Annotated in this window: 21 protein-coding genes; 9 read left to right on the forward strand and 12 right to left on the reverse strand. The window is 63.4% G+C overall.

Annotated elements, in window-relative coordinates; translation table 11 throughout:
* The first annotated feature begins 93 nt into the window (after nt 1-93).
* The 3 genes from ACP7BZ_RS21255 to ACP7BZ_RS21265 all read left to right on the forward strand — a co-directional run bounded on the left by ACP7BZ_RS21255 (nt 94) and on the right by ACP7BZ_RS21265 (nt 4,236).
* Complete coding sequence (locus ACP7BZ_RS21255) at nt 94-1,653, forward strand: CehA/McbA family metallohydrolase (protein WP_426116891.1); 1,560 nt, start codon at nt 94-96, stop codon at nt 1,651-1,653.
* 85 nt (nt 1,654-1,738) lie between these two features.
* Complete coding sequence (locus ACP7BZ_RS21260) at nt 1,739-3,364, forward strand: serine hydrolase (protein WP_426116893.1); 1,626 nt, start codon at nt 1,739-1,741, stop codon at nt 3,362-3,364.
* Between the two features lie 140 nt (nt 3,365-3,504).
* Entirely contained in the window at nt 3,505-4,236 is a 732-nt protein-coding gene (locus ACP7BZ_RS21265) for an aspartate/glutamate racemase family protein (RefSeq protein WP_426116895.1), read from the forward strand.
* 1 nt (nt 4,237) lies between these two features.
* Here ACP7BZ_RS21265 and ACP7BZ_RS21270 read toward each other — a convergent pair whose 3' ends face one another.
* The 11 genes from ACP7BZ_RS21270 to ACP7BZ_RS21320 all read right to left on the reverse strand — a co-directional run bounded on the left by ACP7BZ_RS21270 (nt 4,238) and on the right by ACP7BZ_RS21320 (nt 19,159).
* A complete protein-coding gene (locus tag ACP7BZ_RS21270; protein WP_426116897.1) occupies nt 4,238-5,773 on the reverse strand; it encodes a trypsin-like peptidase domain-containing protein in 1,536 nt (511 codons plus the stop codon).
* Nucleotides 5,774-5,948: 175 nt separating this feature from the next.
* On the reverse strand, nt 5,949-7,286 hold the full coding sequence (locus ACP7BZ_RS21275; RefSeq protein WP_426116899.1) for an ABC transporter substrate-binding protein: 1,338 nt from the start codon (nt 7,284-7,286) through the stop codon (nt 5,949-5,951).
* Nucleotides 7,287-7,463: 177 nt separating this feature from the next.
* Nucleotides 7,464-8,258 carry a class I SAM-dependent methyltransferase gene (locus ACP7BZ_RS21280; RefSeq protein ID WP_426116901.1) on the reverse strand — a complete coding sequence of 265 codons (795 nt, stop codon included), beginning with the start codon at nt 8,256-8,258 and terminating at the stop codon, nt 7,464-7,466.
* Nucleotides 8,259-8,376: 118 nt separating this feature from the next.
* Entirely contained in the window at nt 8,377-10,839 is a 2,463-nt protein-coding gene (locus ACP7BZ_RS21285; RefSeq protein WP_426116903.1) for a TonB-dependent receptor plug domain-containing protein, read from the reverse strand.
* A 119-nt stretch (nt 10,840-10,958) separates the two neighbouring features.
* Nucleotides 10,959-11,738, reverse strand: coding sequence for a spermidine synthase (locus tag ACP7BZ_RS21290; protein ID WP_426116905.1), 780 nt, complete (start codon nt 11,736-11,738; stop codon nt 10,959-10,961).
* Nucleotides 11,739-11,784: 46 nt separating this feature from the next.
* Nucleotides 11,785-13,155 carry a sensor histidine kinase gene (locus tag ACP7BZ_RS21295; RefSeq protein WP_426116907.1) on the reverse strand — a complete coding sequence of 457 codons (1,371 nt, stop codon included), beginning with the start codon at nt 13,153-13,155 and terminating at the stop codon, nt 11,785-11,787.
* Nucleotides 13,152-14,501 (reverse strand): sigma-54-dependent transcriptional regulator, encoded by a 1,350-nt coding sequence (locus ACP7BZ_RS21300; RefSeq protein WP_426116909.1) that lies wholly within the window; start codon nt 14,499-14,501, stop codon nt 13,152-13,154. The genes ACP7BZ_RS21295 and ACP7BZ_RS21300 overlap by 4 nt, the downstream gene beginning before the upstream one ends.
* Before the next feature lie 43 nt (nt 14,502-14,544).
* Nucleotides 14,545-15,792 (reverse strand): ABC transporter permease, encoded by a 1,248-nt coding sequence (locus ACP7BZ_RS21305; RefSeq protein ID WP_426116911.1) that lies wholly within the window; start codon nt 15,790-15,792, stop codon nt 14,545-14,547.
* A gap of 23 nt (nt 15,793-15,815) precedes the next feature.
* The gene (locus tag ACP7BZ_RS21310) at nt 15,816-17,141 is read right to left on the reverse strand and encodes an ABC transporter permease (protein ID WP_426116913.1); all 1,326 of its coding nucleotides are present in this window, start codon (nt 17,139-17,141) and stop codon (nt 15,816-15,818) included.
* Nucleotides 17,142-17,149: 8 nt separating this feature from the next.
* A complete protein-coding gene (locus tag ACP7BZ_RS21315) occupies nt 17,150-17,854 on the reverse strand; it encodes an ABC transporter ATP-binding protein (protein ID WP_426116915.1) in 705 nt (234 codons plus the stop codon).
* Nucleotides 17,855-17,890: 36 nt separating this feature from the next.
* Nucleotides 17,891-19,159: an efflux RND transporter periplasmic adaptor subunit gene (locus ACP7BZ_RS21320; RefSeq protein ID WP_426116917.1), complete on the reverse strand. Its 1,269-nt coding sequence runs from the start codon at nt 19,157-19,159 to the stop codon at nt 17,891-17,893.
* A gap of 369 nt (nt 19,160-19,528) precedes the next feature.
* Between ACP7BZ_RS21320 and ACP7BZ_RS21325 the strand changes: the two genes are divergently transcribed.
* Nucleotides 19,529-19,768 (forward strand): hypothetical protein, encoded by a 240-nt coding sequence (locus ACP7BZ_RS21325; protein WP_426116929.1) that lies wholly within the window; start codon nt 19,529-19,531, stop codon nt 19,766-19,768.
* Nucleotides 19,769-19,852: 84 nt separating this feature from the next.
* Complete coding sequence (locus tag ACP7BZ_RS21330; protein ID WP_426116919.1) at nt 19,853-20,464, forward strand: hypothetical protein; 612 nt, start codon at nt 19,853-19,855, stop codon at nt 20,462-20,464.
* A gap of 7 nt (nt 20,465-20,471) precedes the next feature.
* Here ACP7BZ_RS21330 and ACP7BZ_RS21335 read toward each other — a convergent pair whose 3' ends face one another.
* A complete protein-coding gene (locus tag ACP7BZ_RS21335) occupies nt 20,472-22,295 on the reverse strand; it encodes a phosphoethanolamine transferase (protein ID WP_426116921.1) in 1,824 nt (607 codons plus the stop codon).
* A gap of 343 nt (nt 22,296-22,638) precedes the next feature.
* Between ACP7BZ_RS21335 and rpsL the strand changes: the two genes are divergently transcribed.
* From rpsL to ACP7BZ_RS21355, 4 genes are all read left to right on the forward strand, one after another.
* Nucleotides 22,639-23,022 (forward strand): 30S ribosomal protein S12, encoded by a 384-nt coding sequence (rpsL, locus tag ACP7BZ_RS21340; RefSeq protein ID WP_025603541.1) that lies wholly within the window; start codon nt 22,639-22,641, stop codon nt 23,020-23,022.
* Nucleotides 23,023-23,167: 145 nt separating this feature from the next.
* Nucleotides 23,168-23,638 (forward strand): 30S ribosomal protein S7, encoded by a 471-nt coding sequence (gene rpsG / locus ACP7BZ_RS21345; protein WP_426116923.1) that lies wholly within the window; start codon nt 23,168-23,170, stop codon nt 23,636-23,638.
* Between the two features lie 123 nt (nt 23,639-23,761).
* Nucleotides 23,762-25,867: an elongation factor G gene (gene fusA, locus ACP7BZ_RS21350; protein WP_426116925.1), complete on the forward strand. Its 2,106-nt coding sequence runs from the start codon at nt 23,762-23,764 to the stop codon at nt 25,865-25,867.
* Nucleotides 25,868-25,945: 78 nt separating this feature from the next.
* Nucleotides 25,946-26,394: GTP-binding protein (locus ACP7BZ_RS21355; protein WP_426116927.1), on the forward strand; the 449-nt coding region annotated here is incomplete at its 3' end.

Genomic DNA, 26,394 nt, shown 5'->3' on the forward strand with positions numbered 1-26,394 from the left:
TAACAAAATAGCAGCACCGATATCTCTGCATCAACTTGTCTTATTGCTAAGGCCGGATCATCGAATGGTGATCCCTCTTCCAGCGAGACAAGCATGCGCCATCACTTTCCTGTACTGTTGCTGCTCCTTGCCGCAGCGACCTGCCACGCCGGCGACCACGATGAATTCGACGCCACCCTGCTGGCGCCCTACCGTGGCAACGACAACGGCGCCGCCCGCCTGTTCCAGATCGTCCTCGAGCATCCGCACCCGCCCGCCCACTTCGCCGTCCCCTGGCACTTTTCGCTGTCGTCAGCTGACGGCACCATCGGTCAAACCTGGCGTGGCGAGCAGTCACTGAGCGGTGCGCCAGTGACCATCGAAGTGGCATGGAATGGCCGCTTCGGCGCCATGCCGGCGCCCGCCGGCATCTACCGCGCCACCCTGGTCGCCGGCGCCATCGAGCAAGGCTGGGAGATCGCGGTGGGCGCCGTCGCCAACCCGGCCACGCCGGCACTGGCGCCGATATCGACGCCGGCGCCGTGGCGCATCGTGCTGGGCAACCTGCACAGCCAGACCGGCCACAGCGATGGCGGCGGCGCGCTGGCCAGCTGCCACGGTGCGCAGGCACCCCAAAGCTCGCCGCTGGGGCCAGCGGCCGCCTACGCCTACGCCGATCTGCACGGCCTCGATTTTCTGCTCGCCTCCGAACACAATCATTTGTATGACGGCTCGACCGCCACCAACGCCGACGCCGACCCGCAGCGCGTGCATGCGCTGTACCATTCCGGCCTGGCCGCGGCGGCCGCCTACAACAGCAGCCACCCTGGTTTTGTGGCGCTGTACGGCACCGAGTGGGGCGTGATCGAGCATGGCGGTCACTTAAATATCTTGAATGCGACCGTGCTGCCCGGCTGGGAGAGCAACCGCGCCGGCGCCCTGCTGGCCGATGTCGCCACCGCCAAGGGCGATTACGCCGCCCTCTACACCACCATGCGCCAGCGCGGCTGGATCGGCCAGTTCAACCACCCGGCCAGCAGTGACCAGTTTATGGTCGACGGCAAGGCCTTTGGCTATACGGCCGATGGCGACGCCACCATGGTGCTGTGCGAAGTGCTCAACACGAACGCCTTTTCGAACCGCGACAGCGAAGATGAACCGCGTCGCAGCACCTTTGAAAACGCCTGCCGGCAGGTGCTCGAAGCGGGCTTTCACGTGGCCTTGAGCAGCGACCAGGATAACCACTGCGCCAACTGGGGCATGTCGTCGACCAACCGCACCGGCGTGCTGCTGCGCAGCGGCGACGCTTTCGAGCCGGGCGCCCTGCTTGACGCCTTGCGCGCACGGCGGGTGTTCGCCACCATGGACAGGGAATCGACCCTGCTACTGACCGCCAACGGCCACCTGATGGGCGAGCGTTTCAGTAATCGCGGCCCGCTCACGCTGCAGGCGCGCTTTTTTAATAGCGGCGGCAGGCGCGCCGCCAGCGTGCTGCTGGTCGACGGTGTGCCCGGTCGCAACGGCGCCGTCACTGAAACCCCGATCGGCTTCGACAGCACCATCGAGCCCGCGCCGGGCCAGCATTTTTACTATGTCAGGGTGACCCAGGACGACGGCAAGCTAGTGTGGTCGGCGCCAGTGTGGGTCAGCCAGCAGGGTGCCAGCGCGCGCTGACGGCGCCGCCTTCCATGCCGTTCGCATCGGTGCTATTCTTCTTGCGCCCGATCGCCACCCAACCAGGAACATATCCGTGCCAACGATGAACCGACTCGCCGCAGCCTTGCTGCTGGCCCTCATTGCTAACGCCGCCGTAGCGACCACCGCGCACGCCCAGAGCGCGCCAGCGGCCGCCAGCGCCGACGCTGCCGCCTTCAACCTCGAAGCCGATGTGCTGCGTTCCATGCGCACCTTCAATGTGCCGGGCATGGCCATCGCCATCGTCAAGGACGGTAAAGTGGTCGCCGCGCGCGGTTTCGGCGTGCGCAAGCTGGGCGCGCCAGCGCCGGTCGACGCAGGCACCCTGTTTGAGGTAGCGTCCAATTCGAAGGCGTTTACGGCGGTGGCGCTGGCCATGCTGGTCGACGAAGGCAAGCTGGCCTGGGACGATCCGGTCACCAAACACCTGCCCGATTTTCAAATGTTCGACGCCTACGTCACCCATGAAATGACGGTGCGTGACCTGCTGACCCATCGCAGTGGCCTGGGCCTCGGTGCCGGTGATTTGCTGTGGTGGCCCACCACCACCTTCAGCGCCGACGAGATCATCGAAAAGCTGCGCTACATCCGTCCCGCCACCAGCTTCAGAAACAGCTATGCCTACGACAATCTGCTCTACATCGCCGCCGGCAAAATCGTCGCCAGCAAGGCCGGTAAAAGCTGGGGCGAGGCGGTGCGCGAACGCATCCTGGTGCCCGTCGGCATGCGCACTACCACCACCAGCCTGGCGGAAAACGCCAGCGTCGCCAATCAATCGAGCCCGCACGCCAACATTGACGACCGCATCGCCGTCGTCAAACCGATGCCGGCACCGAACGGCGCCGGCGCCGTTGGCATCAACACCAACGCCGACGATATCGCCCGCTGGATGATGGTGCTGCTCGACGCCGGCAAGCTGCCCGCAGGCGGCGCCGATGGCAAGGAGCAGCGCCTGTTTAGCCAGGCGCGCAGCAGCGAGCTGTGGACGGCGCAAACGCCGATCGCCATCGCCGAACCGAAACCGGCGCTGGCGGCGACCAGGCCGAATTTCCGCGCCTATGGGCTGGGTTTTGAACTGAAGGATTACCGCGGCGTCAAGCTGGCCACCCACGGCGGCGCCCTGCAGGGCTTTTATTCGCAGGTCACCCTGGTGCCGCAGGCGAAGCTTGGCATCGCCATTTTCACCAATGCCGAAAGCAGCCCGGCGATGACGGCGCTGCAGTACCGCATTCTCGACCAGTACCTGGACTTTGCGCCGACCGACTGGATCGGCCGCTACGGCGACATTGCCCGCGAAGCGCACGACAAGGAGCTGGCGCGCCTGCAAAGCGAAGCGGGCAAGCGGGTCGCCAAATCGCAGCCCTCGCTGGCGCTGGCCGCTTATGACGGCGACTATGCCGACGCCTGGTATGGCAAGGTGACGATCGCTGCCGAGGGCGGCAAGCACATCATGCGCTTTTCGCGCACCCCGGACCTCAATGGCACGCTCGAACACTTCCAGCACGACACCTTCATCGTCCGCTGGAAGGAGCGCAATTTTAATGCCGACGCTTACGTCACCTTTTCGCTCAACCCGGACGGCAGCATCGAGCGCGTCAAGATGGCGCCGGTGTCGATGGAGACCGATTTCAGTTTTGATTTCGCCGATTTGAATTTGCTGCCGGTGAAGGCGAACAAAAAAACGCCCTGAGCTTGGCAGTGGCTGCAGTTGCAGCAGTTGTAGCAGTTGAAGCAACTGATGCAGCTGATGCAGGATGGTTTGTTAATAGCTTTCCCTTAAACTATACTCGCTGAACAGCACTTGCCCGCCCCTGCCACCAAGGAGTCTCGATGTCGACAACGAGCGAACGCAGCACCCAGGTCATCGGCCTGATCGGCGGCTTGAGCTGGAAAAGCTCGGCCGAGTACTACCGCCTGATCAACGAGGCGGTGGGCAAGCGCCGCGGTGGCATGCATTCGGCGCGCTGCCTGTTATGGTCGTTCGATTTCGCTGACATCGAACTGTTGCAGCGCACCGACCGCTGGGAGCAGGCAGCTGCCCTGATGGTCGATGCGGCGCAGCGGCTGCAGCGCGGCGGCGCCGATTTTCTCGTCATCGCCACCAATACCATGCACATTAGCGCGCCGCAGATCGAGGCAGCGGTCGATCTGCCCCTGCTGCACATCGCCGATGCCGCCGCCGCCCCCATCAAGGCGGCCGGGCTGCGCCGGGTCGGGCTGCTGGGCACCGCCTTCACCATGGAGCAGGATTTTTATTCGGGACGCATGGCGCGTCAGCACGGTCTCGATGTGATCGTGCCGGAGACGCTGGACCGCGCCACCGTACACCGCATCATCTACCAGGAACTGGTGCACGGACGGCTGCTGGAGACGTCGCGCGACGCTTACCGCCAGGTGATTGCGCGGCTGGTGGCACGCGGCGCCGAGGCGATTATCCTCGGCTGCACCGAACTCATGCTGCTCGTTGGCCCTGCTGACAGCGCCGTGCCGCTGTACGACACCACTGCGCTGCATGCCGAAGCGGCGGTGCTGCGGGCGCTGTCGACGCTGCCCGGGCACTGATTTACTGCCTGGCCTTGCCGCTCCATACCTCCATCAACTCGGCCGAACCCTGCTGGCGAATGCCGTTGTCCGTCAGGATCGCTTCGGTCGCCTCGACCATCGCGCGGCGCGGCATCACCATGGTTTCGCCAGCGCGCTGGTCGAAGTGAATGACCACCAGCTCGTCCTTCAGGTCGCGCAGCAGGGCCACCAGGTGGCGCAGATTCTTGACCGGCACTTGGTTGATTGAATAGATCACCGCACCGAAGCGGTTGCTGTAGCCGCTCACCAGTTTGTGGGGGAAGAACGGCGCGCTGACGATCACCAGCTCGTCGCGCCCGCCCTCCGGTTCGTCGCCCCGCCGCGTCATCAGGGGGCTGGCGTTATAGGCCAGCGCCTGCAGCACATTCGGGTTGCCCGAGACGCCGCCCAAAAATTCGGCCGAAGCACGCGAAAAGACAATCGGACCATAAATAAAATAGGGCGGGTAGCCGCCATCGAGATCGCTGATCAACAGCTTGCGCGCGCGTCCCACCGGCAGCGCGATGGTCAGTGAGCGGCCGCCGCGCACCACCGTCAGTGGCAGCTTGCCGTCCTTGGCCAGCTGCTGCACGCGGTATTGAAAGCGCACCCGCAGGTTGGCGCCCAGCTTGACCATGCCCTGGTTATCGATGACATCGTCGCCGATTTTGCTGATGACGTCCCACTCCTTGAGCGGATAGGCCGGGTCACTTGAATATGGCCGGTGCACCACCACGCCTTCGACTGCCTTGTCGAGCTTGAGGTAGCTGCGCAGGGCCGGGTTTTCCAGCGTCTGGGTGTCGTCGAACATGCCGACCTTGCCGTCATAGTGACCGTCGCCGGCGTCGCGCAAGAACAGTTCGACTTCTTCGTTGGGGATGATATAGCCGATGTTCTGGGCACCGTTGGCGCCGGCGAAGGCCAGCCCCACCATCTGGTCGCCAGCGATTACCGGGCCGCCGCTGTTGCCGGGATTGATGGCGGCATCGATCTGGATGCGCAGTCCCAGGTTACCGAAGTTATACGGCACGAACTCGATGCGCGAGACGATGCCTTTGGTGATCGACAGCGAACTGCCGCCGGTCGGATAGCCATAGGCGAACACCGCTTCGCGCACGTCCGGCAGCAGGCTGGCGCGCTTGACCGGCGGATGGCTGTCGAAAAAGCTGTCGTCGTCGAGTTTGAGGATGGCCAGGTCGATACCGCGGCCAATCGCCACCACGGTGGCGCCGATCTTGTCGCCCGACTGGCTGGCCTGGATCTGTACCTGGCTGGCGTAGCCCACCACGTGGGCGTTGGTGAGGATACGCCGGCCTTCGATGACCACACCGGACCCGGTCACTTCCTGCGGTGCCGCCTTGCTCCACGGTTTGCTGGGGTCAGGCGCGCGCAGGGTGGAAAACACCTTGACGACGGCGTTCTCGATATTTGGCGCGATCGGTGCGGCCACTTCGGCGGCGGCGGTCGCTGGAGGAGTTTGGGCGAAGGCGCCAGCGCTGGCGGCCAGCAGCATCAGGAGAGTAGCAAATCGAAGCATGGTTGAAGTGATCAAGTGGAGTAGTCAGACCGCGAACGGCGGGGGGAGCAATATACGTGGCAGTCTTGTCGTCATGCCGGTCAGTAAAGTAAAAATGGGACAGGCACCCTGCAGTGCCAGTCCCCGGTCCCCAATTTTTTGAATCATCGAACGGCATGAGCGGCCTGGCCGCGCCTTATTTGTCATTGTGACGTGACTCGTCGCGAATCGATGTCTGCAGCCGGCGGGCTGCCTGGCGCGCCGTCAGCTTGTTCGACAACACCTCGCCAATGAGCTGGTGCAGCACATCGATGGTCGCCGCCGGCAGCATCGAGTAGTACGGGCTGCCGGTCACGGGCGCGCGTTCGATCTGCGCCAGATAGGCGATGATCTGCGGGTCGCCTTCGGGCGTGGCGCGCTCGCTGATGAAGGGGCTGATGTTTTGCCGCTTGGCTTGTTCGATGGTAAAGCCGGCGTCGCTCAAGTATTCGAGAAAACGCAGCGCCTGCGCCTTGTTGGCCGTTTCGGCGACGGCAAAGCCGGTTTCGCTGCCGATCACCGGCACGCTGGTGTTGCCATGGTCATTCCACGGCGGCGCCAGCAGGCCCACCTCGAAGCCCTGCGGGTGCAGCAGGCCACCGGCGGCCCAGGTGCCGTCGAACGCCATCGCCGTGCGGCCCTCGACGAAACTGCTGACGCTGCCGGCGTAACCGGACTGCATCAGCTGGGGCTGGGCATAGCCGCGCTGGACCAGCGTGTGGATCTTGCTGAACATGTCGGCGCCGGCGCTGTTGTCGAGTTCCAGGGTGCCATCGGCGATGCGCGCGCGCCAGTCTGGCGTGGCAGGCACGATGTTGTTGGCAAAGCCGAAGCTGAAGGCGCCGTTGGCGATCAGGTTGGGATAGCCACCACTGAAGTACAGTGGCGTGAAGCCGGCTTGCTTGAGGCGCTCGCAGAGGCCGAGAAATTCGCTGAAATTGGTCGGCAGGCGCTCGATGCCTGCCTGTTTGAACATGCTCTTGTTGTAGTAAATGACGGTGGCAGCGACACCGCCGGCGATGCCAAAGCGCTTGCCGTTCGGTGACAGCCAGTCGGCTTTCAGACCAGGACGCAGCCGCTGCCACGCCTGCGTTGCACCGACGTCGGCCAGCATGCCGCGATCGGCCAGTTCGGCAGCGTAGGCATTCGGGTTCACCGACATCAGGTCGGGCAACCGGTGCGCGGCCACCTTCGGCTTGAGGTTCGCTTCTACCGAGTTACCGCCCATGAACTCGAGGGCGACGTTGACGTCCGGGTTCAGGCGGTGAAATTCAGCGGCGATGCGGCGCATGTCGTCGGCCCAGTCGGGCGCCCAGATCAGCGCGCTGATGGTGACTGGCGCCGGCACCGGCGCGGCAGGCGCCGCGAACACGCCACTGTCGGTGGCCGGCACCGGCTTGCAGGCAGCGAGCAGGTACAGCGCCGCCATCGCCGCCATCGCACAAGCGCGCGCAGCGCTGCGCCCGGCCTTGCCATCGAATGCAGGCGTCGTCACGAATCGGTCCGGGTAGCGTCAACCATGGGTGGTATTTCTAAAAGGCGTGACTAAAAAACGTAACTAACTAAAAGGTATTTCTAAAAGGCGTGACTAAAAAACGTAACTAAAAGGCGTGATTCAACAGGGCGAACGGCTGTTGCTGGGCCGTCCGCCGCTGCCGCAGCCGAAGCCTGTTTACTGCTTGACGAATTTGAGCGTCATGCGATCGCTCTCGCCGATTGCCAGGTACTCGCTGCGCTTGTCATCCTTGTTGGCCAAAACTGGCGGCAGCGCCCACACGCCGTTCGGGTGATCGGCATTGTCTTTTGGGTTGGCATTGATCTCGGACTTGGCCACCAGCTTGAAGCCGGCCGCTTCGATCGTTTTGATGACCCACGCTTCATGCAGGTAGCCGGTCGATGCCGTCGCATCCTGGGTTTTCGACGCTGGCAGGCGGTGGTCGACGACGCCGAAGATGCCGCCCGGCTTGAGCACGGTGTGAACGTTCTTAAAAACTTCCTGCAGCTTGTCGGGACCGAGTTCGACCCAGTTGTGCAGGTTACGGAAGGTCAGCACCATGTCGGCGCTGCCGGCCGGGGCGATGGCGTACTTGGTCGGCGGCTGAAAAATCCCCAGCCGCACCTTGCTGTAGACGGGATTCGAATTGACCTTGGCACGGAACTGGGTACCGGCGCGCTTGCCTTCGACGACTTCTTCGCTGGCGCCGATCAGCACACCGTTCTCGCGCAGGTAGGGCGCCAGGATCTCGGTGTACCAGCCGCCCGATGGCGTCAGTTCGACCACCGTCATGGTCGGCTTGATGCCGAAAAAGGACAGGGTTTCGTAAGGATGGCGGGCGCCGTCGCGGGCGACGTTGGCGGGGGTGCGGGTGGGCGCTGCAATGGCCGCCTTGAGGGCGACATCGTCGGCAGCCTGGACGGCCCCGCACAGTCCAACGGCCAGCATGGCCGCCAGGATCAGTTGTTTCATGGTCTCTCCGGTAATTAGATAAGGGCATGCGCCCGCACCGGCGATCATGGGTCAAGCGGCCGGGCAGGTCAAGCGTAGCATGCGCCGGCCGGCCCGCCCTCCCGCGCCCTCCTGGCGGTTATAGCGTCACATCGAGTTTGACAAACACCGAGCGGCCATTCAGTCCGACCGGGCAAGTCTCCCAGCAGCGCGTGAACCCCAGTTGCGGGAAGGGCGCGGCGCGCACCTTGTCCCACTCGCTGGGGTAGGTGTCGAACAGGTTGTTGGCGCCGGCGCTGATGGCAACGCGCGGCGAGATCGCATAGCGCAGCGAGGCGTCGACCAGCCACTTCGCTTCCCAGGTCTGGATGAACGGCGCCGTAAAGCCCTGGCCCTGCACTTGGCCATAGTAATTGGCGCGTGTGGTCAGGTTCCAGCGGCCGATGCCGTAATCGGCGGCCACCACATGGTGCTTGCGCGGCTGGCCCCGTTCGATCAGGGTGACCTGGGCGTCGTCGAACAGCTGCGCACCGCTCAGTACCGGCGAGGGCGAATGGCGGCCGGTCACTTCGGTGCGGTTAAACCCCAGTTGACCAGTGAGCACCAGGCGGCCGCCGGCGAGGCGGCTGGTGTGCTCGGCGACCAGGTCGAGGCCTTCGGTCGAAGTGTCGATCGCATTCGTAAAGAACTGTGCCTGGCCCACCCTCAAGGGCGCCAGGATGGCCTTGATGGGGCAGTCGGCGGCGCTGGCGCAGGTGCCCGTCTCGGGCGCGATGTTACTCGAAAAGACGATGCGGTCGGCGATGTCGGTGCGGTACAGGTCGGCCGTCAGCGACAGGCTGCTGGTCGGGCGCAGCACCACGCCGATGCTGGCGCTTTTCGACGTCTCCTGCTTGAGCGGGGCGATGCCGAAGGCGCGCGTGACGGCGCTGCCCTCGCGTGCGGTCAGCGTTTCGGTCAGCACGCCGGCAGCATTCAGATTGGTCGACACCGAGCTGTAAAATTTTTGCTGCACGCCGGGTGCGCGAAAGCCGGTCGAGGCACTGGCGCGCAGGCCGACGCTGCTGACGGGGTCGAAGCGGGCACTGAGCTTGCCGGTGGTGGTGGTGCCGAAGTCCGAGTATTTTTCCGTGCGCACGGCGGCGGCGGCGCTCAATTTGTCGCTGAAACGGCGCTCCAGGTCCACATACAGGGCGATGTTGTGGCGGCCGTCGTTGACGGCATTGGCCGGGGTATAGCCGGGAAAACCCTGGATGCCCGACGCTGCTGGCAGCCCAAGCTGATTGAAAATCGGGATGGCCGGGTTGTTGGTGCGGCCGTACTGGTACGACACCGGCTCGCCCGCCTCGATGTCGTAATTGTCGTTGCGGTATTCGAAGCCAGCGGCCGCCTGCAGCGGGCCGAGGGGACCGTGCAGGTCCACATTGAAGGTGGTTTGGGTCATGCGCAGTGTGCCTGTATCGGCTTCCAGTGGCGACTGCGCATACGGCTGGCAGGTGCAGGCGTTCGGCTCGTACCAGTAGCTGACGTTGATCGAATTGCGTTCGTGGAAAGCCAGTTCGCTGCGGCCCAGGTTGACGCTGGTGTCGATTTTCCAGCCGCGCTCGAGGTCGCGGCGGTAACCGATCGCCACGGACGCGTCCCTGACGGTGGTGAGAATATTCGGCAAAAAGCCGTCCGGATAGACTGCCGGCACCGTGCGACCATCGTCCTTCGGCCGGAAAAAGCCGGCGGCGTCGCCGGTGCGCTTGGAGAGGCCGCCAAACACATACAGCTCGCTCGAGCCGCTGGCATTGGTGGGCACGGCGCCATTCCACCACAGGTAGGCATCCTTGGCCAGGCTGTCGCCAATTCTCTGGGTGACGCGCGGCGGATCGACCCGCAGGGTATCGAGGCCGGCGCGGTTGGTCTCGCCGCGGCGGCGCGCTTCGAGCGTCAGATTGAGGTAACCGCCGCGGTCGCCGACGGCAAAGCCCTGGTTGACGCTGGCCGAGGCGAGGTCGCCATCGCCCACTTTGGTGGTGCCGGCAGTGCCGCTCAACTGGGTCTGGTTCGATTGCTGCTTGAGGACGATGTTGATGACGCCGGCGATGGCGTCCGAGCCATACTGGGCGGCGGCGCCGTCGCGCAGCACTTCGATGTGGTGGATGGCCGACAGCGGGATCGCATTGAGGTCGGTGCCGGCGGCGCCACGGCCGATGGTTTGCTGGACGTTGACCAGCGCCTGCTGGTGGCGCCGTTTGCCGTTGACCAGCACCAGCAGCTGGTCCGGTCCCAGCCCGCGCAGGGTGGCCGGACGGATGATGTCGGTGCCATCGCTCACAAACGTGGTGGGAAAATTGACCGACGGGTCGAGTGTTTGCAGCAGCTTGCCCAGTTCGAGCGGTCCGGCCGCCTGCAAGTCGCGGCTGTTGATCAGGCCCACCGGGACGGCGGTATCGAGGGCGCTTTTGGCGCTGGCGCGCGAGCCGAGGACGACGACGGTGGCGGGCGCTTCGGCCGTCGCCGTCTGCGCCCGTGCCGGTGTGCTGGTACCCAGCGCCAGCGCAGCGAACGTGAGCACGGTCGGGATGAGGACGGTATTACCGGTCTGCCTGCGCATCGCTGTCTCCGAAGTCATGGTCGGATCAGCCTACGCGAGGGCCATGCTGCATAACCAGCTAGCAGGACTGCGAGGGGCGCGCTGGCGCAGTCACTGCTATGGATGCGAGCAAGTCAATGCTACGCCGCCTGGTCGTGCATCCATTCCTTCAAACCCTCGACCCAGCCCTTGGCCGGCAGGTTCATGCTGCGCTTGATGGCGCCGGCGCGCTCGAACAGCACGCTGAAATCGATCTGCGGCGATTTTTTAAAGGCGATCACCACGATGTTGGCATCGCTCACCTCGGGCAGCCACACCACGGCATCGAACACTTCTTCCATCGCCCGCAGGTTGATGTCGTAGTTGGCGTATTCGCCGAACACATTGATGGTCATGACGCCGTCGCTGCTGAGGCAATCGTGGCAGCCCTGGTAGAACTCGACGGTGTCGAGCACGGGACCGCGGGCGTCTTCGTCGTACAGGTCGACCTGGAAGACGTCGACCTGGCCGTGGTTGGCGCGCTCGAGCACGAAGTCGAGCGCGTTCATTTCGCGCACCGTCAGGCGGGCGTCGTCCGGCGGCAGGGCGAACAGCGCGCGGCAGATGGCGATCACGTTGGGATTGAGTTCGACGGCGGTCACGCGGGTGCCTGGCAAGCGGTGATAGCAAAACTTGGTCAGCGCGGCGCTGCCCAGGCCCAGCTGCACCACGTGGCGCGGCGCATCCATGAACAACAGCCACAACATCATCATCTGGATGTATTCGAGTTCGATGGCGTCCGGCTTGTTCAGGCGCATGGCGCCTTGCACCCACGAGGTGCCCAGGTGCAGAAAGCGCACGCCGCGAAATTCGGTGACGGTGGCGGGGGGATGGCCGGGCTGCTCGAAGCGGCCGTCGGCAAGGTGATCGTTGGAAGACATGAGAATGAAAAAAAGCTGCGCAGGCCCATCTTAGCAGAGCGTGCCCTCAGGCCGGCAGGATCAGGGTCACCGTCAGGCCGCCGCCGTCGCGGTTGCCGAGGGTGATGCGGCCACCATGGGCTTCGGCGATTTCGCGCGCCAGGGCCAGGCCCAGACCGGTGCCACTGCGCTTGGTCGAATAGAACGGCACCAGCGCATGGGTCAACACCGCCTCGCTCATGCCGCTGCCGCGGTCGCACACCTCGATGCGCAGCAGCGCTTGCACGCGGCTGATGCGCAGTTGTACCTGGTCGGGCGGCGAACCGGATTCGTGGGCGTTTTTCAGCAAATTGAGCAAGGCCTGCTGCAGCTGCGCCGCATCGAGCAGGGCCGCTTCCAGCGGCAGCGCGCCGGTTAGCGTGAAGGGCGTTTGCGCCGCCAGCTGGGCCACAAAGGCGGGCCAGTCGATGCGCTCGAGGCGTGGCGTCGGCAGCTTGGCGAAGCTGGCGTAGCCAAGGATAAAACGCTCGAGGTGGCCGGTGCGCTCTTCGATGGTGGCGAGAATTTGTGGCAGCCGTTCTAACTGGCCACGGCGTACCAGTTCGGCGCCCGAGTGGGCCAGTGAGGCCATCGGCGCCAGTGAATTGTTCAATTCGTGGCTGATTACGCGGATCACTTTTTTCCAGGTCTGCACTTCCTGGCGCCGCATTTCCGCCGTCAGCTGGCGCAGCAGCAGCAGTTGGTGGCGCCGTCCATTGAGCTGAAAGTGGCGGCGCGCCAGGTGGTAGACCTCTTCGAATTCGCCTTCTCCGGTGGTGAACAGGCCGTCGCCGCTGCGCGCCAGCGCCTCGCGCAGGGCGGGGCTGGACTGGGCCAGCAGGGCGTCCATCAACAAGCCTTCGAGCTTGTGGCCGCGGTTGAGCAGCTGGCGCGCCGCCAGGTTGGCGTAGACGATGGCTTGCTGGCGCCCGCTGGTGCCTTCGTTTTTACTACCGCTGCCGCCCGTGTCAGCCAGCAGCAACATCGCCACCGGGGTGTTTTGCACCATCGTGTCGAGCAGCAGTTCGCGCTGTGCCAGGTCGAGCCGCTGGGTGCGCAGCACATCGCCGAGGGCATTGTGAGCGTCGATCAGGTCGCGCAATTGATCGTTGTGGGGCCAGTGCAGGCTGAACGAAAAATCGCCATCGCGGTAACTGGCGACGGTACCCTCGAGCGCGCGAAACAGCGACAGGATGGGCTGCATCTGGGCGCGCAGGGTGATCACGGCGAGCGGCACCACGCAGGCGATCGCCAGCAGTGCCACCAGCACCGGGCGGCCGGGCAGCAAGTGATCGAGCGCCAGCACGATGACGATGCCCATCGCCGCCAGCGTCGCCACCAGCGCTGACCAGCGCGTCACCAGCGACAGCCGCCGCCCGGTGCCCGGCTGCGACTTCATGCGGGACGGTCGATGCCGAGCCGCTCCATGCGCCGGTACAGCGCCTGGCGCGACAGCCCCAGTTCGGCCGCTGCCTGCGCCACGATGCCATTGGCGCGCGCCAGCGCCGCTTGCAGCAGCGCGCGATCCGGTTCAAGGTCCACGGCCAGCGCCGGGGTGACTGCAAGGCGCGCCGCCGGCAAGCCCAGGTCGGCGGCGCCGATGGCGCTGTTCGCCGCCAGCAGGCAGGCGCGCAGCAGGACGTTTTTTAGTTCGCGTACATTGCCGGGCCAGCCATGCGAGAGCAGCGCCGCTTCGGCCGCCGCCGACAACGTCTTGCCGGGCGCCAGAAAACTGCGCGCCAGCGGCACGATGTCGTCGGGCCGCGCGCTCAAGGGTGGCAGGCGCAGTTCGATCAGGTTGAGCCGATAAAACAGGTCTTCTCTGAAGGTACCGGCGCGGATCATCGCTGGCAGGTCGGCGTTGGTGGCGCTGATCACGCGCACCTTGACCTGCCGTTCGCGGTTCGAGCCGAGGCGCTCGAAGCGGCCCGTTTCGAGCACCCGCAGCAGCTTCATTTGACCGGCCAGCGGCAGGTTGCCGATTTCATCCAAAAACAGGGTGCCGCCATCGGCCGCTTCGAATTTGCCTTCGCGCGCCTTGCCGGCGCCGGTGTAGGCACCGGCGTCGGCGCCGAACAGTTCCGCTTCGATCAATTCCGCCGGCAGGGCGCCACAGTTGAGAATCACGAAGGGGCCTTGCGCCACGTGCGAATTGGCCTGGATGATGGCGGCGATTCGCTCCTTGCCGGTGCCGTTGGCGCCGCTGATCAGGACCGGCACATCGGCGCGCGCCACCTGGCAGGCCAGCCGCAGCACGGTTTCCATGGCGGCGTCCTGCCACACCATGCCGCGCAAATCGAAGCTGTTTTCCAGTTCTCGCTTGTGGCGCCGTTCGCGCTGCAGGCGCTCGTGCAGGGCGCGGTTGGCCTGGCCCAGTTCGATCAGGTTGGTGACGCTGGCGATCAGGCGCGCATCGTTCCACGGCTTGGCCAGATAGTCGGCGGCACCCGCCTTGATCAGGTCGACGGCGGCGTCGAGCTGGGTCCAGGCGGTCAGCAGCATGACGGGCAGGTCGGGGTGGCGTGCGCGGATCTGGCGGAACAGGGCGATGCCTTCTTCGCCCGAGGTGGTCTCCAGTGAAAAATTCATGTCCTGGATGACCAGGTCGACCGGCTGCGACGCCAGCAGCGCCAGTCCCTGTTCGGGCGAGGCGGCTTTGATGGCGCCGATATCGTGCAGCGACAGCAGCACCTCGAGGGCGATGGCGACGGCGGCGTTGTCGTCGATGATCAGGACGGTGGACATGGGCGTTAGCATAACATTGGCCGCTTGCTGTGGCATCCCGGCGTCAGGTAGCGCGGGTGGCGGTGGCCGGCGAGATGCTGGCAGCGCGCCAGGCCGGCCCGTACACCGCCAGCGCGCCCAGTGCCCAGAATGTCGCCGCGCCGATCAACAGGTAGGGCAGCGGCAGCCGGGCCATGTGCAGCAGCGACACCAGCAGCGTATTGAAGCCCAGTGCCAGCAGCACGCCGCTGACCACACCGACGCTGGTGATCAGGAAGTTCTCCAGCAAAAAATAGCGCAGGATGTCGAGGCGGCGCGCGCCCAGTGCGCGCCGTACGCCGATCTGCTTGCGGCGCTGGGTGACCCACAGGCTGGCGATGCCGACGATGCCGCTGGCGGTGATCAGCAGCAGCAGGGCGCTGACGGCAATCAGCATCCACGACAGCGCCATGTCGGCGCGGTAGCGGTCCTTGCGGGTGTCGCTGATTTTTTTGACGCGCACGATCAGCGGCTCAGCGCTGCTGCGCAGCAGCGCTGCCTCGGCCTCTTTCATGACGCGCTCGACCTGGCTGGCGCCGTCCACGCGGATGGCGTAGAGGGTGCCGAAGCCGTTGGTCAGGCGCATCGGCACGATGGTCGAATATTCGCCGTCCTGCTCGACCTGGGCGCTCTGCGTTTGCAGGGTTTCGACCACGCCCACCACCGGACCGCCCTGGGCGTCGGCGCCGGTGCCGTAATAGAGCATCTTGCCGACGTACTGGGCGTCGTTGGGCCAGACTTTTTGCGCCAGCGCGCGGGTGACGATCAGGGCGCGCGGGCGCGATGCCTCATCGTCGTCCTTGTCGTTGTCCACCTCGGCCACTTCGTCGGGACGAAAGTCGCGCCCTTCGACCAGTTGTAATCCCAAGGTCTTGACGAGCGAATCGGGGGTGAAATAGTAGGAGGCGTTGGCGCTGCTATTAATCTGCTGGCGATCGGCCGCCACGCTCGAATTAAAGCCATTCTGGGTCATCGGTAACTGGTTGACCATGGCCACCGAGGTGATGCCGGGGAGCGCCCGCAGCAGCGCCGTCTCGGTTTTTTGCCAGGCCAGCTGCAGGTTGGAATCAGCCTTGCGCAGGTGGCGCAGCTCGATGTAAATCAGGCTGCTCTCGTTGGCGATACCGCTGGGGCGCTGGGCCACGGCCTGGCGCAGGTTGACGATGTGCAGGGCGTTGGCCAGGATGGCCAGGCTGATCGCCACTTGCAGCGCGACCAGCACGGCGCCGGTCTTGCTGCGCAGGAGCGCTGAAATGATGGGTCGAATTTCCATAGGGGTTCCTCGCTGGGTTCAACTTACTGCGACTTGAGCTGGATGGCCGGGGTGATCTGGCAGGCGCGCCAGGTCGGCACCAGGCCGGCCAGCACGGCGGCCAGCAGCGCCAGGGCGAAGGTCAAGGCCAGCATCGGCAAGTCCATGTGCGCCAGCTGCTGCATGTCGTTCGACTGCATGGCGATGATGGCGAGCGCACCAAACGCCAGCAGCACGCCAAGCAGGCCGCCGGCCAGCCCCACCACCGCCGTCTCGATGAGGAACTGCTGAAAAATTGCGCGACGCGAGGCGCCGAGCGCACGACGGATGCCCACTTCGGCGGCGCGCACGGAGAATTTCGCCAGCAGCAGTCCCACTGTGTTGACCAGGCACAGGGCGAGAAAGCCGAAGGCCAGCCAGGCCGCCAGCTTGCTGTCGTTCTCCACCACCTTTTGGTAGGCCAGCCACTCCATGACATCAAACAGGCCGTTCGGTGCATTGCGCATGAAGCGGCCCAGCCGGCGCTGCTCGCTGGTGTAGTGATCGAGCCAGCTTTGCAGTTCGGCGCGCTGGGCGCCAGTGCGGGTCTCGAAGAAGAACTGCAGCCAGACGCATTCCGAGGCCAGCAGGCCCTGCCAGCCGGGGTCGCGCTTGCTGCTGCAGTTCATGGTGCCGTTGGCGGCAAACTCATGGCGGATGGCGTTCGACAGCGGCACCATGACGTCTTCTTCCTGGCCGAAGGCGCCGGGGCCACCCACCAGGCGGTAAAATTTTGGCCGTGGCCGGTAGTTGTCCATCACCCCGACCACCTGGTAATCCTGCTGGTTCATGCGCAGACGGCGGCCGACCGGGTTGACGGCGCCAAACAGCTTTTCGGCCATCGCCCGGTTCAGCACGACGACGTCGGCGCCGGCCTTGTCGTCCTGCGCACTCCAGCCCTGGCCGTGGATAAACGGCACCTCGAACATGGCAAAATAATTGCCGGTGGTGGCGATTCCCTGGGCGCTGATGACGGGCAGGTCGCGGCGCGCCGGCTCGATCGAGCCGCCGATGCCATACAGGGCGGTGCGCCGTTCGCCGTAGCCGCTGGTGAGCAGATGCGTGGTGTCGATGTAGCTGAGCTGGGCGTAGCCGCCATTGCGCTCACGGTTATCGGCCGGGTTGTAACCCTGGAGGGGGCCGTTGTCGAGCACCGGCACGAACAGCCGCTCGCTCTTTTGCGGGATCGGGTTGCTCGACATGACGTGCAGGATGGTCAGGGTCGACACGCTGGCGGCCACGCCAATGGCCAGCGTGAGTACCATCAGCGCCGTCAGCGCTCGATTGCGGCGCAGGCTGCGCACGCCCAAACTGAAGTAGTAGGAAAACATGGCCGCCCTTATGCCGGGTGGGCGTTGACCAGCGACGCCCCCTTGCGCACCAGGTCCGACACCTGGCCGTCGATGATGTGGACGTTCCTCTGCGAGCGCACCGCCAGTTCGGGATCGTGGGTGACCATCAGGATGGTGGTGCCCCGGGCGTTGATGTCCTCTAACAGTTCCATCACGCCGCGCGCCATTTGCGTGTCGAGGTTACCGGTTGGTTCATCGGCCAGCAGCAGCCGCGGCGAGCCGGCCAGCGCGCGGGCGATCGCCACCCGCTGCTGCTGGCCACCCGACAGTTCAGCAGGATAGTGCTTCATGCGCGAAGCCAGGCCCACCTTGGCGAGGGCGTCTTCGATACGTTCTTTTCTCTCCCTGGCGTTAAAGCCGCGGTAGCGCAGCGGCACGTCGACGTTGTCGAACAGGGACAGGTCGGGGATCAAATTAAAGCCCTGGAAAATGAAGCCCAGTTTTTCGTTGCGCAGGCGCGAGCGGGCGTTGTCGTCCATGCCCTTGACGTTGACGCCATCGAGAATGTAATCGCCGTCGGTGAATTCTTCGAGCAGGCCGGCGATATTCAGAAAGCTGGTCTTGCCGGAGCCGGAGGGCCCGGTGACGGTGACGAACTCACCCTTGTTGACCTGGATTTCAAAGCCGCGCAGGGCGTGCGTTTCGATCATGTGGGTACGGTACACCTTGGAGAGATTGGTCATGCGCAGCATGGGATGTCCTGAGAAGGGTGAAGGGTTCGGTACGGATTAGCGGTCAATGGTGACGCGGGCAGCATTGGCAAAGGCGTCGGTGCCGGCGATGACGACCTGGTCGCCCAGCTTGACGCCCGCCAGAATTTCGACGGCCGCCACGCTGGTGGCGCCCAGGCGGATCGGCGTGCGCACGGCGACGCCGTCGTGGACGACGTAGGCAAAGCGGCCGCCCTCGTTGTCGACAAACGGGCCGCGCGGCAGCAGCAGCACGCGCGGTTTTTCTTCGATCAACAGGCGCGCGCTCAGGCGCTGGTTCTGGCGCAGCCCTTTCGGCTGGGCGCCATCGAAGCGCACGCGCGCCAGCACCTGGTTTTTCACCACTTCGGGCGAGAGGGCGGCCAGCGTGCCGCTGGCGTTGGCGTCGCCCAGCTGGACGATGGCGCGCATGCCGATGCCCATGTCGGCTACATAGGTTTCCGGCACTTCCAGTTCGACCTCCAGGCGCGACAGGTCGACCAGCGTCATTAACGGCGTGTTGGCCGCCACCACGCTGCGGTTTTGTACATTGAGGGTGCCAATAAAACCGTCGACGGGAGCGCGTACCGTCAATTCATCGAAGCGGCGCTGGGCGTTGGCCAGCGACAGGCGCTGGCGATCGAGTTCATTGACCTTGGTGCGCAGCGCCAGGCCGACATCATCGTTTTCCAGCACCGCTGCGGCGGCCGCGTGGCTGGCGCGGATCTGCGCCGAATTGAGGGCGTCGCGGGCGCGCTGAAAATCGACTTTGGCGATGACGTCGGCATTCGACACGCCTTGGAAGCGCTCCAGCGTGCGCTGGGCCGACAGCCGGTCGATCTCGGCGGTGTCGGCTTCGCGCTGGGCCAGCAGTTTCTGTTTTTTGGCCAGGATGCGCTGGCGCGCCACTTCGGCCTCGAGCTGGTGGTAGCTCGACTGCTCGCGTTTGAGGGCGTCGGCCAGGTCGGGCGATTCCAGCACGGCGAGGATATCGCCCTTGTGGACCGTGTCGCCGGCATTGGTTTTGAGGGTGACGGTCGACTGCGCGGTGGCATACAGGGTGGGGCTGACGGCGGCGACGATGCGGCCGTTGACGGCGGCGTCGCGCGCCAGCGTGCCGCGGCTGACGGCAACGATGCGCAGGCGGCTCGCGCTGACCGTATGCTCGCTGCTGCGCCAGCCACTCAGGGCGGTGACGGCAGCAACCAGCAGCAGGGCGCCGGCGCCGGCATAGAGCACGCCGCGCCGGATGCGGGCGGCGGGCGGCGCGGTGAGGTGGGCGTCCTGGGACGAAGTGTCGCGGATCATGGCGGTCTCGGTATGCGTAGATGTGCAACGATATGCAGGAACTATGCCAGTTACTAAGTGGCTGATTTCATGGGGAATTGAAGCCTGTGTCCGCTGTCCGCAAGGGGGCGGGGCGGACAGCGGACGCACGCGGCTGACAAATCAGTGCAAGATTGCCAGCGCCGAATCGGTGATGATCAAGGTCAGCGCGCGGTGCGCCACGGAGCTCATAGGAACAGCTATCACGGCAGTTGCCATTGCGGCGCAGTGCGCTTTGAAGCGGACATCGATCTGGCGGCCGGTACGCGGCGCTGTAATTGTTCGTAGTGCCAAAAGATCCGCTGCTGGGCGGCGCTGGTGGCGCCCGATGCATGGCGCTTGACGGCGGCTGTGGCTGCCTTGACGACCTGTCAGTTCGGCGCCAAGCGCGCATTCCACTGCTTTTGCCGCCACTGCGGCGTGCGCCTGTTTGGCTACGGCCAATCGGCCCGGCGCGGGCCGTTCTATGGCATCAGTATCGGCTGCCTCGATGATGCAACGGCAGCCGAACTGGCCGCCGCCCCGGTCATTTATCTCGATGGTAAAAACGATTGCTGGGATGCGCCGCCTGCGCAGGTTGGGCATGTGTAAGCGTCCCGGGCTGGCCAACAATCGTTATGCCATAATTGCATGTGTGTATTATTGCCATTTCAGTCAGAATGGATTGTCCATACCATGCACCCGCGCCACCGTCGTCTTGCCAGCAGCAGCCGTCTGCGTTTCGCCCTCGCGTTCATGATGGGGCTGGTATTTAATCCTGGTGCCCGGGCCGATAGCCATGTTGAGCAGGCCCTCGGCGCCGCCGCCGGCATTTACGCCGCCATCTATGTCCATGAACTGGGCCACGCGGCGGCGTTTGACGCCGCCGGTGCGGCGCAGATTCGGATCAACGTGCCCGGTCCCAGTTGCAAGCTGCTGTGTGGTCAGACCGATGCCGATTTGCCACACCCGCCCAGCGCTGCCCAGGCCAGGCTGATCAGTGTGGCCGGTTTTGTGGCCAGCAATGCGACCGCCGAGGGGCTGCTGCGGCACGACGGCGCTGCCCGTTCAGCGTTTGGGCAAGGGTTGATTGCAACCAACCTGTATTCGAACGCGTCGCACGTGTTCACCTATTACACCAAGATCGTCGGCCGCGACGGCTACCGGGGCAACGACATTGATCACTATGCAATGGCCGGTGGCAATCCCCATGTGCTCTCGGCCAGTCTGCTGGCCTATTCCGTCTATGCCCTGCAGCGCATGCACAAAAAGCACATTCCGGTGCTGTTCATCAGCACGCGTTTTTAGCTATTTCTCACTCGCGCTTGAGCGGCTTGTCGCGGCCAATCACCTCGCGGCAATCGCCTTTGAAGACGGCGCGGTCGTAATCGGTCCAGCCATAACTGTCGACATAGCGGGTGTGCGGTTGGAAGGCGGGATTGACGAAGCTCCAGTCGAGCGTCTGCCCCGGATAGCGGATATCGGCGAGGTCGAGCATGGTATGAAAAATGTTTTCAGTCGCCAGGCGGGCGCCCTGGTGGCGCTTGAGCTGGGCGACCTTGGCGGGATAGCGCTGCGCATAGGGCGTCGAATACCAGGCAAATGCCGGCACGTGAAATTCGTAATCGGTGTTGTGGCCGTGGAAGGCCAGCCTGCAGCTGTTGTCGTACAGGGTCTGGCCATGGTCGGCGACGTACAGCAGGGCAGCGGCCTGGTCTTTGCCTTTGATGCGCTCGATCAGTTGTGCCAGGAACCAGTCGGTATACAAGATGCTGCTGTCGTAACTGTTGTTCAGTTGCGGTTTCAGGCGCAGGTCGGTATAGGCGGGCTTGTCGGTGCCGAACAGGGAGGGCTGCCACTGGTCAAACCGCTTGGGGTAGCGCTGGCTGTAATTCCAGTGGCTGCCCAGGGTGTGGATCACGATCAGTTTCTTGGCCGCCCGGTCCGCGAGCGCGCGCGTAAACGGCGGCAACAGCACTTCGTCGAAGTTGGCCTGGCTGCTAAAGCCGCCCAGGTTCAGAAAATCGACCACATCGGCTTCCTTGGCGAAGACGGAGACGGGGGTGTCGTACTTGCCGAACGAAATCTGGTTGGACAGCCAGAAGGTTTTAAAGCCGGCTTCTTTATAGGCAGTAATCAGGGATTTTTCATAAAAGCCATCTTTCAGGCTCTGGCGGCTGGTTTTTCGGGAAATAATGACGGGCACCGACAATCGGGTGGCCGACACCGCCGTGATCACATTTTTTAAGGGCAGCAGATTGGCTTGCTGGGCCAGCAGCGGATTGGTGTTGCGACTGTAGCCGTTCAGGCGCCAGCGGTCATAACGCGACGATTCACCGATCACCAGCACCACCGTTTCGGCGGCGTCATCGACGCTGTTCTGGCGGGCGCCGAAGTGAAAGCTGGCGCTGCGCTCGGCCAGCTCGGCCAGGTACAAGCGCTCCTGGTAAAAATCGCTGGCGCGCAGCACCAGGCCGAACGGCCACGAACGGGCCAGCGCTTCCGGGTCGACTGGCATGCGCGCAGCGTGCGGCAAGGGCGGTAGCGAATACACAGAAGACACCGACGACACCGACGACACCGACGACACCGACGACACCGACGACACCGACGACACCCGCGCAGCGGCGGCGCCAGCCTGGGGGGCAATGCCGTAAGCGGCGCCATACGCCCACACGCCGGCGCCGAGCGCCAGCGCGGCCAGCGCCACCCAGCGCGACCGGTCGTGCCAGTCCAGTTCGCGCGTGCGGCTGGCGCTGCGCAAGGTAGCGGCCCACCACAGAATGACCGCCAGCATCACCAGCAGCAGCAGCCAGACGGTGTGACCGAGAAACTCGAGGGCTTCCTGCGGGCTGGTCTCGGCGATGATGCCGAGGTGATGGCTGGAAATGCCCTGACCATAGTAGGTAATCAGGTACAGCTCGGTCGGCAGCGCCAGGAAGGCTGGCAGCAGCAGCCAGTGGAACCAGGCCGGGCGTTTGAAGAGGGCCCAGGCGGCCAGCCAGGCGAGCGCCTCGATACCCAGCAACTGGACCGGCTGTTGCACCGGTTTGCCCACCAGCAGGGGGGCGAAGGGCACGGCCGACAGCGCCAGATAGCTCAGCAGGAGAACAATGGTGGAGGAACGCAGGGATCGCATCGACAAAGCTTCATCTAAAAGGGCGTATTATCGGTGCATTCCGCATCGGCCCTGCCATTTTGCTGAGGCCAAATTGTTGCATTTCTGCGCCGATAGTGTGGCGGCCAGTGCGACGCCCACTGTGGCGGCGCGGCGCCGGCGCGTGGTAAACAAGTTGACCGCCGACCTGTTCAGGCCTATACTCGCGAGTTCCCGTTTTAGTTTGTGGGTTCCACGCTGTTGCGGCCGCTCCTTGTCGAGTGGCTGTTGGCGCCACTGGTCCCGCAGCGGGACGCAGTTTCCGTTTTAGTCCCCGGGCGTTTGCCCGGGTTATTCATGTTGTATCTTTGTTGGATTTATAACGATGCCAACCATCAATCAACTGATTCGCAATCCACGTGTCGCCTTGACCGTGAAGAGCAAATCGCCGGCGCTGGAAAACAGCCCGCAAAAACGTGGTGTTTGCACCCGTGTATATACGACGACCCCAAAGAAGCCAAACTCGGCTCTGCGTAAAGTCGCCAAAGTTCGCTTGACCAACGGTTTCGAAGTCATTTCGTACATCGGCGGTGAAGGCCACAACCTGCAAGAACACAGTGTCGTGCTGCTGCGCGGCGGTCGTGTAAAAGATTTGCCGGGTGTGCGTTACCACATGGTTCGCGGTGCACTCGATACCCAGGGCGTCAAAGACCGTAAGCAAGCTCGCTCGAAATACGGTACCAAGCGCGCTAAAGCAGGCAAGAAGTAATCGGGATTTTTCCCAGCGGGTTGACTCCCAACTTTTTGCCCATTGAATAGTTGAACCGATCGTAATGGTCGAGTAAGTGGAGGCTATGATGGCCTGCCGCGAGTGCTGCGTCCCCGCGCTCAACTGAAGACTGAAAGGAATTGAAATGCCACGTCGTCGTGAAGTCCCCAAGCGCGATATCCTGCCGGATCCAAAATTCGGTAACCAGGATGTCGCCAAATTCGTCAACGTTTTGATGTTGTCCGGTAAAAAATCGGTCGCAGAAAACATCATTTACGGTGCTTTCGAGCACATCAAGCAAAAATCAGGCAAAGATCCGCTCGAAGTGTTTGCTGCCGCGATCAACAACGCCAAACCAATGGTTGAGGTAAAATCGCGCCGCGTTGGTGGTGCCAATTACCAGGTGCCAGTCGAAGTTCGCCCGGTTCGCCGTATGGCGCTGTCGATGCGTTGGTTGCGTGAAGCGGCCAACAAGCGCAGCGAAAAATCCATGCCTCAACGCCTCGGCGGCGAGTTGCTGGAAGCCGCAGAAATGCGCGGCGGTGCCATGAAGCGTCGTGATGAAGTTCACCGCATGGCTGAAGCGAACAAGGCGTTCTCGCACTTCCGCTTCTAATTAAGGGCCAATCCCGGGTGTTGTCGAGCCCGGGCGCGGCCATGTATCTGTTGTTCGAGGCCGGGCTCATTTTGTTTTCAAAATGCCGCTCGGTTTTGTCCATTCAAAGATTTAGGAATATTTATGGCACGCAAGACCCCCATTGAGCGCTACCGCAATATCGGTATTTCCGCTCACATCGATGCTGGTAAGACCACCACGACCGAGCGCGTCCTGTTCTACACGGGCGTGAACCACAAGATTGGTGAAGTCCACGATGGCGCCGCCACCATGGACTGGATGGAGCAAGAGCAGGAACGCGGCATTACCATTACCTCGGCAGCGACGACCTGCTTCTGGAAGGGCATGGCCAACAACTTCCCTGAGCACCACATCAACATCATCGACACCCCGGGCCACGTCGACTTCACCATTGAAGTCGAGCGCTCGATGCGCGTGCTCGACGGCGCCTGCATGGTGTACTGTGCAGTCGGCGGCGTGCAGCCACAGTCCGAAACCGTGTGGCGTCAGGCCAACAAGTACAAAGTCCCTCGTCTGGCTTTCGTGAACAAGATGGACCGTACCGGCGCCAACTTCTTCAAGGTCTACGATCAGATGCGTGCGCGCCTGAAAGCGAACCCGATTCCCCTGCAGATTCCGATCGGCGCAGAAGAGAACTTCCTCGGCGTGGTCGATCTGGTCAAGATGAAAGCCATCTACTGGGACGACGCTTCGCAGGGCATGAAGTTCGACTACCGCGACATCCCGGCCGAGTTGCAAGACCAGGCTGACGAATGGCGTCTGAAAATGGTCGAGGCCGCTGCCGAGTCCAGCGACGAACTGATGAACAAGTACCTCGAAGAAGGCGATTTGAGCGAAGAAGAGATCAAGGCTGCCATCCGCGCCCGTACCCTCGCTTCGGAAATCGTCCCGATGATGTGCGGCACCGCCTTCAAAAACAAGGGCGTGCAAGCCATGCTCGACGGCGTGATCGAATACCTGCCATCGCCGATCGACATCAAGCCAGTGCAAGGCATGGATGAAGATGACCAGCCGGTCACCCGCAAGGCTGACGACAACGAGAAATTCGCTGCGCTGGCATTCAAGATCATGACCGACCCGTTCGTCGGCCAGCTGATTTTCTTCCGCGTCTACTCGGGCACCATCAAGTCGGGCGATACCGTCTTCAATCCGATCAAGAACAAGAAAGAACGTCTTGGCCGGATTTTGCAGATGCACGCCAACCAGCGCGAAGAAATCAAGGAAGTCCACGCCGGCGATATCGCCGCTGCGGTCGGCCTGAAAGATGCGACCACGGGCGAAACCCTGTGCGATCCATCGGCCATCATCACGCTGGAAAAAATGGTGTTCCCTGAGCCGGTGATTCAACAGGCTGTCGAGCCGAAGACCAAGGTCGATCAGGAAAAAATGGGCCTGGCATTGAACCGCCTGGCACAGGAAGATCCATCGTTCCGCGTCAAGACCGACGAAGAGTCGGGCCAGACCATCATTGGTGGTATGGGCGAGCTGCACCTGGAAATTATCGTTGACCGCATGAAGCGCGAATTCGGCGTCGAAGCGACCGTCGGCAAGCCTCAGGTTGCGTACCGCGAAACCATCCGCAAGATTTGCGAAGAGTCCGAGGGCAAGTTCGTCAAGCAGTCCGGTGGTCGTGGTCAGTACGGTCACGTTGTGCTGAAGATCGAGCCGCAAGAACCAGGTAAAGGTTTCGAGTTCGTTGACGCCATCAAGGGCGGCACCGTGCCACGCGAGTACATCCCTGCAGTTGAAAAAGGTGTGCGCGGTACCCTCAACACCGGCGTACTTGCTGGCTACCCAGTGGTCGACGTCAAGGTCACGCTGTTCTTCGGTTCGTACCACGATGTGGACTCGAACGAAAACGCGTTCCAGATGGCCGCTTCGATGGCCTTCAAAGACGGCTGCCGCAAGGCGTCGCCGGTCATCCTCGAGCCAATGATGGCCGTGGAAGTGGAAACGCCGGAAGACTACGCCGGTACCGTGATGGGCGACCTGTCGTCGCGTCGCGGCATGGTGCAGGGCATGGACGAGATCCCAGGCGGCGGTGGCAAGATCATCAAAGCGGAAGTGCCTCTGTCGGAAATGTTTGGTTACTCGACCTCGTTGCGTTCCGCAACCCAGGGCCGTGCCACCTACACGATGGAATTCAAGCACTACTCGGAAGCGCCGAAGCATGTCACCGACGCAATCGTGACGGCCAAAGCCAAGTAATTCTATTAAAGTGCCGGGATGCATGCTGCGTCCCGGCAGCATAACCAGTAAAAATCGCTCTTTTCAAGGAAGAATAAAATGGCAAAAGGTAAATTCGAACGGACCAAGCCGCACGTCAACGTCGGCACCATCGGCCACGTCGACCACGGTAAAACCACGCTGACGGCTGCAATCGCAACCGTTCTGTCGAAGAAATTCGGCGGCGAAGCAAAAGCATACGACCAGATCGATGCAGCACCAGAAGAAAAAGCGCGCGGTATCACCATCAACACCGCCCACGTTGAGTACGAGACGGCCAACCGTCACTATGCTCACGTCGATTGCCCAGGCCACGCCGATTACATCAAAAACATGATCACCGGTGCTGCCCAGATGGACGGCGCAATCCTGGTCTGCTCGGCAGCTGACGGCCCAATGCCACAGACCCGCGAGCACATCCTGCTGGCCCGCCAGGTTGGCGTTCCTTACATCATCGTGTTCCTGAACAAGTGCGACCTCGTCGATGACGAAGAGCTGCTCGAACTGGT

Source organism: Massilia sp. PWRC2 (assembly GCF_049896725.1).
Classification (GTDB): Bacteria; Pseudomonadota; Gammaproteobacteria; order Burkholderiales; family Burkholderiaceae_D; genus JAFCUW01.

Excerpts from the sequence above, each read along its gene's own strand:
- ACP7BZ_RS21270 (WP_426116897.1), bottom strand. The coding sequence starts at position 5,773 with ATGCTTCGATTTGCTACTCTCCTGATGCTGCTGGCCGCCAGCGCTGGC.
- ACP7BZ_RS21335 (WP_426116921.1), bottom strand. The coding sequence starts at position 22,295 with ATGCGATCCCTGCGTTCCTCCACCATTGTTCTCCTGCTGAGCTATCTG.
- ACP7BZ_RS21320 (WP_426116917.1), bottom strand. The coding sequence starts at position 19,159 with ATGATCCGCGACACTTCGTCCCAGGACGCCCACCTCACCGCGCCGCCC.
- ACP7BZ_RS21315 (WP_426116915.1), bottom strand. The coding sequence starts at position 17,854 with ATGCTGCGCATGACCAATCTCTCCAAGGTGTACCGTACCCACATGATC.
- ACP7BZ_RS21260 (WP_426116893.1), top strand. The coding sequence starts at position 1,739 with ATGAACCGACTCGCCGCAGCCTTGCTGCTGGCCCTCATTGCTAACGCC.
- ACP7BZ_RS21285 (WP_426116903.1), bottom strand. The coding sequence starts at position 10,839 with ATGCGCAGGCAGACCGGTAATACCGTCCTCATCCCGACCGTGCTCACG.
- ACP7BZ_RS21265 (WP_426116895.1), top strand. The coding sequence starts at position 3,505 with ATGTCGACAACGAGCGAACGCAGCACCCAGGTCATCGGCCTGATCGGC.
- ACP7BZ_RS21280 (WP_426116901.1), bottom strand. The coding sequence starts at position 8,258 with ATGAAACAACTGATCCTGGCGGCCATGCTGGCCGTTGGACTGTGCGGG.
- fusA (WP_426116925.1), top strand. The coding sequence starts at position 23,762 with ATGGCACGCAAGACCCCCATTGAGCGCTACCGCAATATCGGTATTTCC.
- ACP7BZ_RS21295 (WP_426116907.1), bottom strand. The coding sequence starts at position 13,155 with ATGAAGTCGCAGCCGGGCACCGGGCGGCGGCTGTCGCTGGTGACGCGC.
- ACP7BZ_RS21255 (WP_426116891.1), top strand. The coding sequence starts at position 94 with ATGCGCCATCACTTTCCTGTACTGTTGCTGCTCCTTGCCGCAGCGACC.
- ACP7BZ_RS21305 (WP_426116911.1), bottom strand. The coding sequence starts at position 15,792 with ATGGAAATTCGACCCATCATTTCAGCGCTCCTGCGCAGCAAGACCGGC.
- rpsG (WP_426116923.1), top strand. The coding sequence starts at position 23,168 with ATGCCACGTCGTCGTGAAGTCCCCAAGCGCGATATCCTGCCGGATCCA.
- ACP7BZ_RS21330 (WP_426116919.1), top strand. The coding sequence starts at position 19,853 with ATGCACCCGCGCCACCGTCGTCTTGCCAGCAGCAGCCGTCTGCGTTTC.
- rpsL (WP_025603541.1), top strand. The coding sequence starts at position 22,639 with ATGCCAACCATCAATCAACTGATTCGCAATCCACGTGTCGCCTTGACC.
- ACP7BZ_RS21300 (WP_426116909.1), bottom strand. The coding sequence starts at position 14,501 with ATGTCCACCGTCCTGATCATCGACGACAACGCCGCCGTCGCCATCGCC.
- ACP7BZ_RS21310 (WP_426116913.1), bottom strand. The coding sequence starts at position 17,141 with ATGTTTTCCTACTACTTCAGTTTGGGCGTGCGCAGCCTGCGCCGCAAT.
- ACP7BZ_RS21290 (WP_426116905.1), bottom strand. The coding sequence starts at position 11,738 with ATGTCTTCCAACGATCACCTTGCCGACGGCCGCTTCGAGCAGCCCGGC.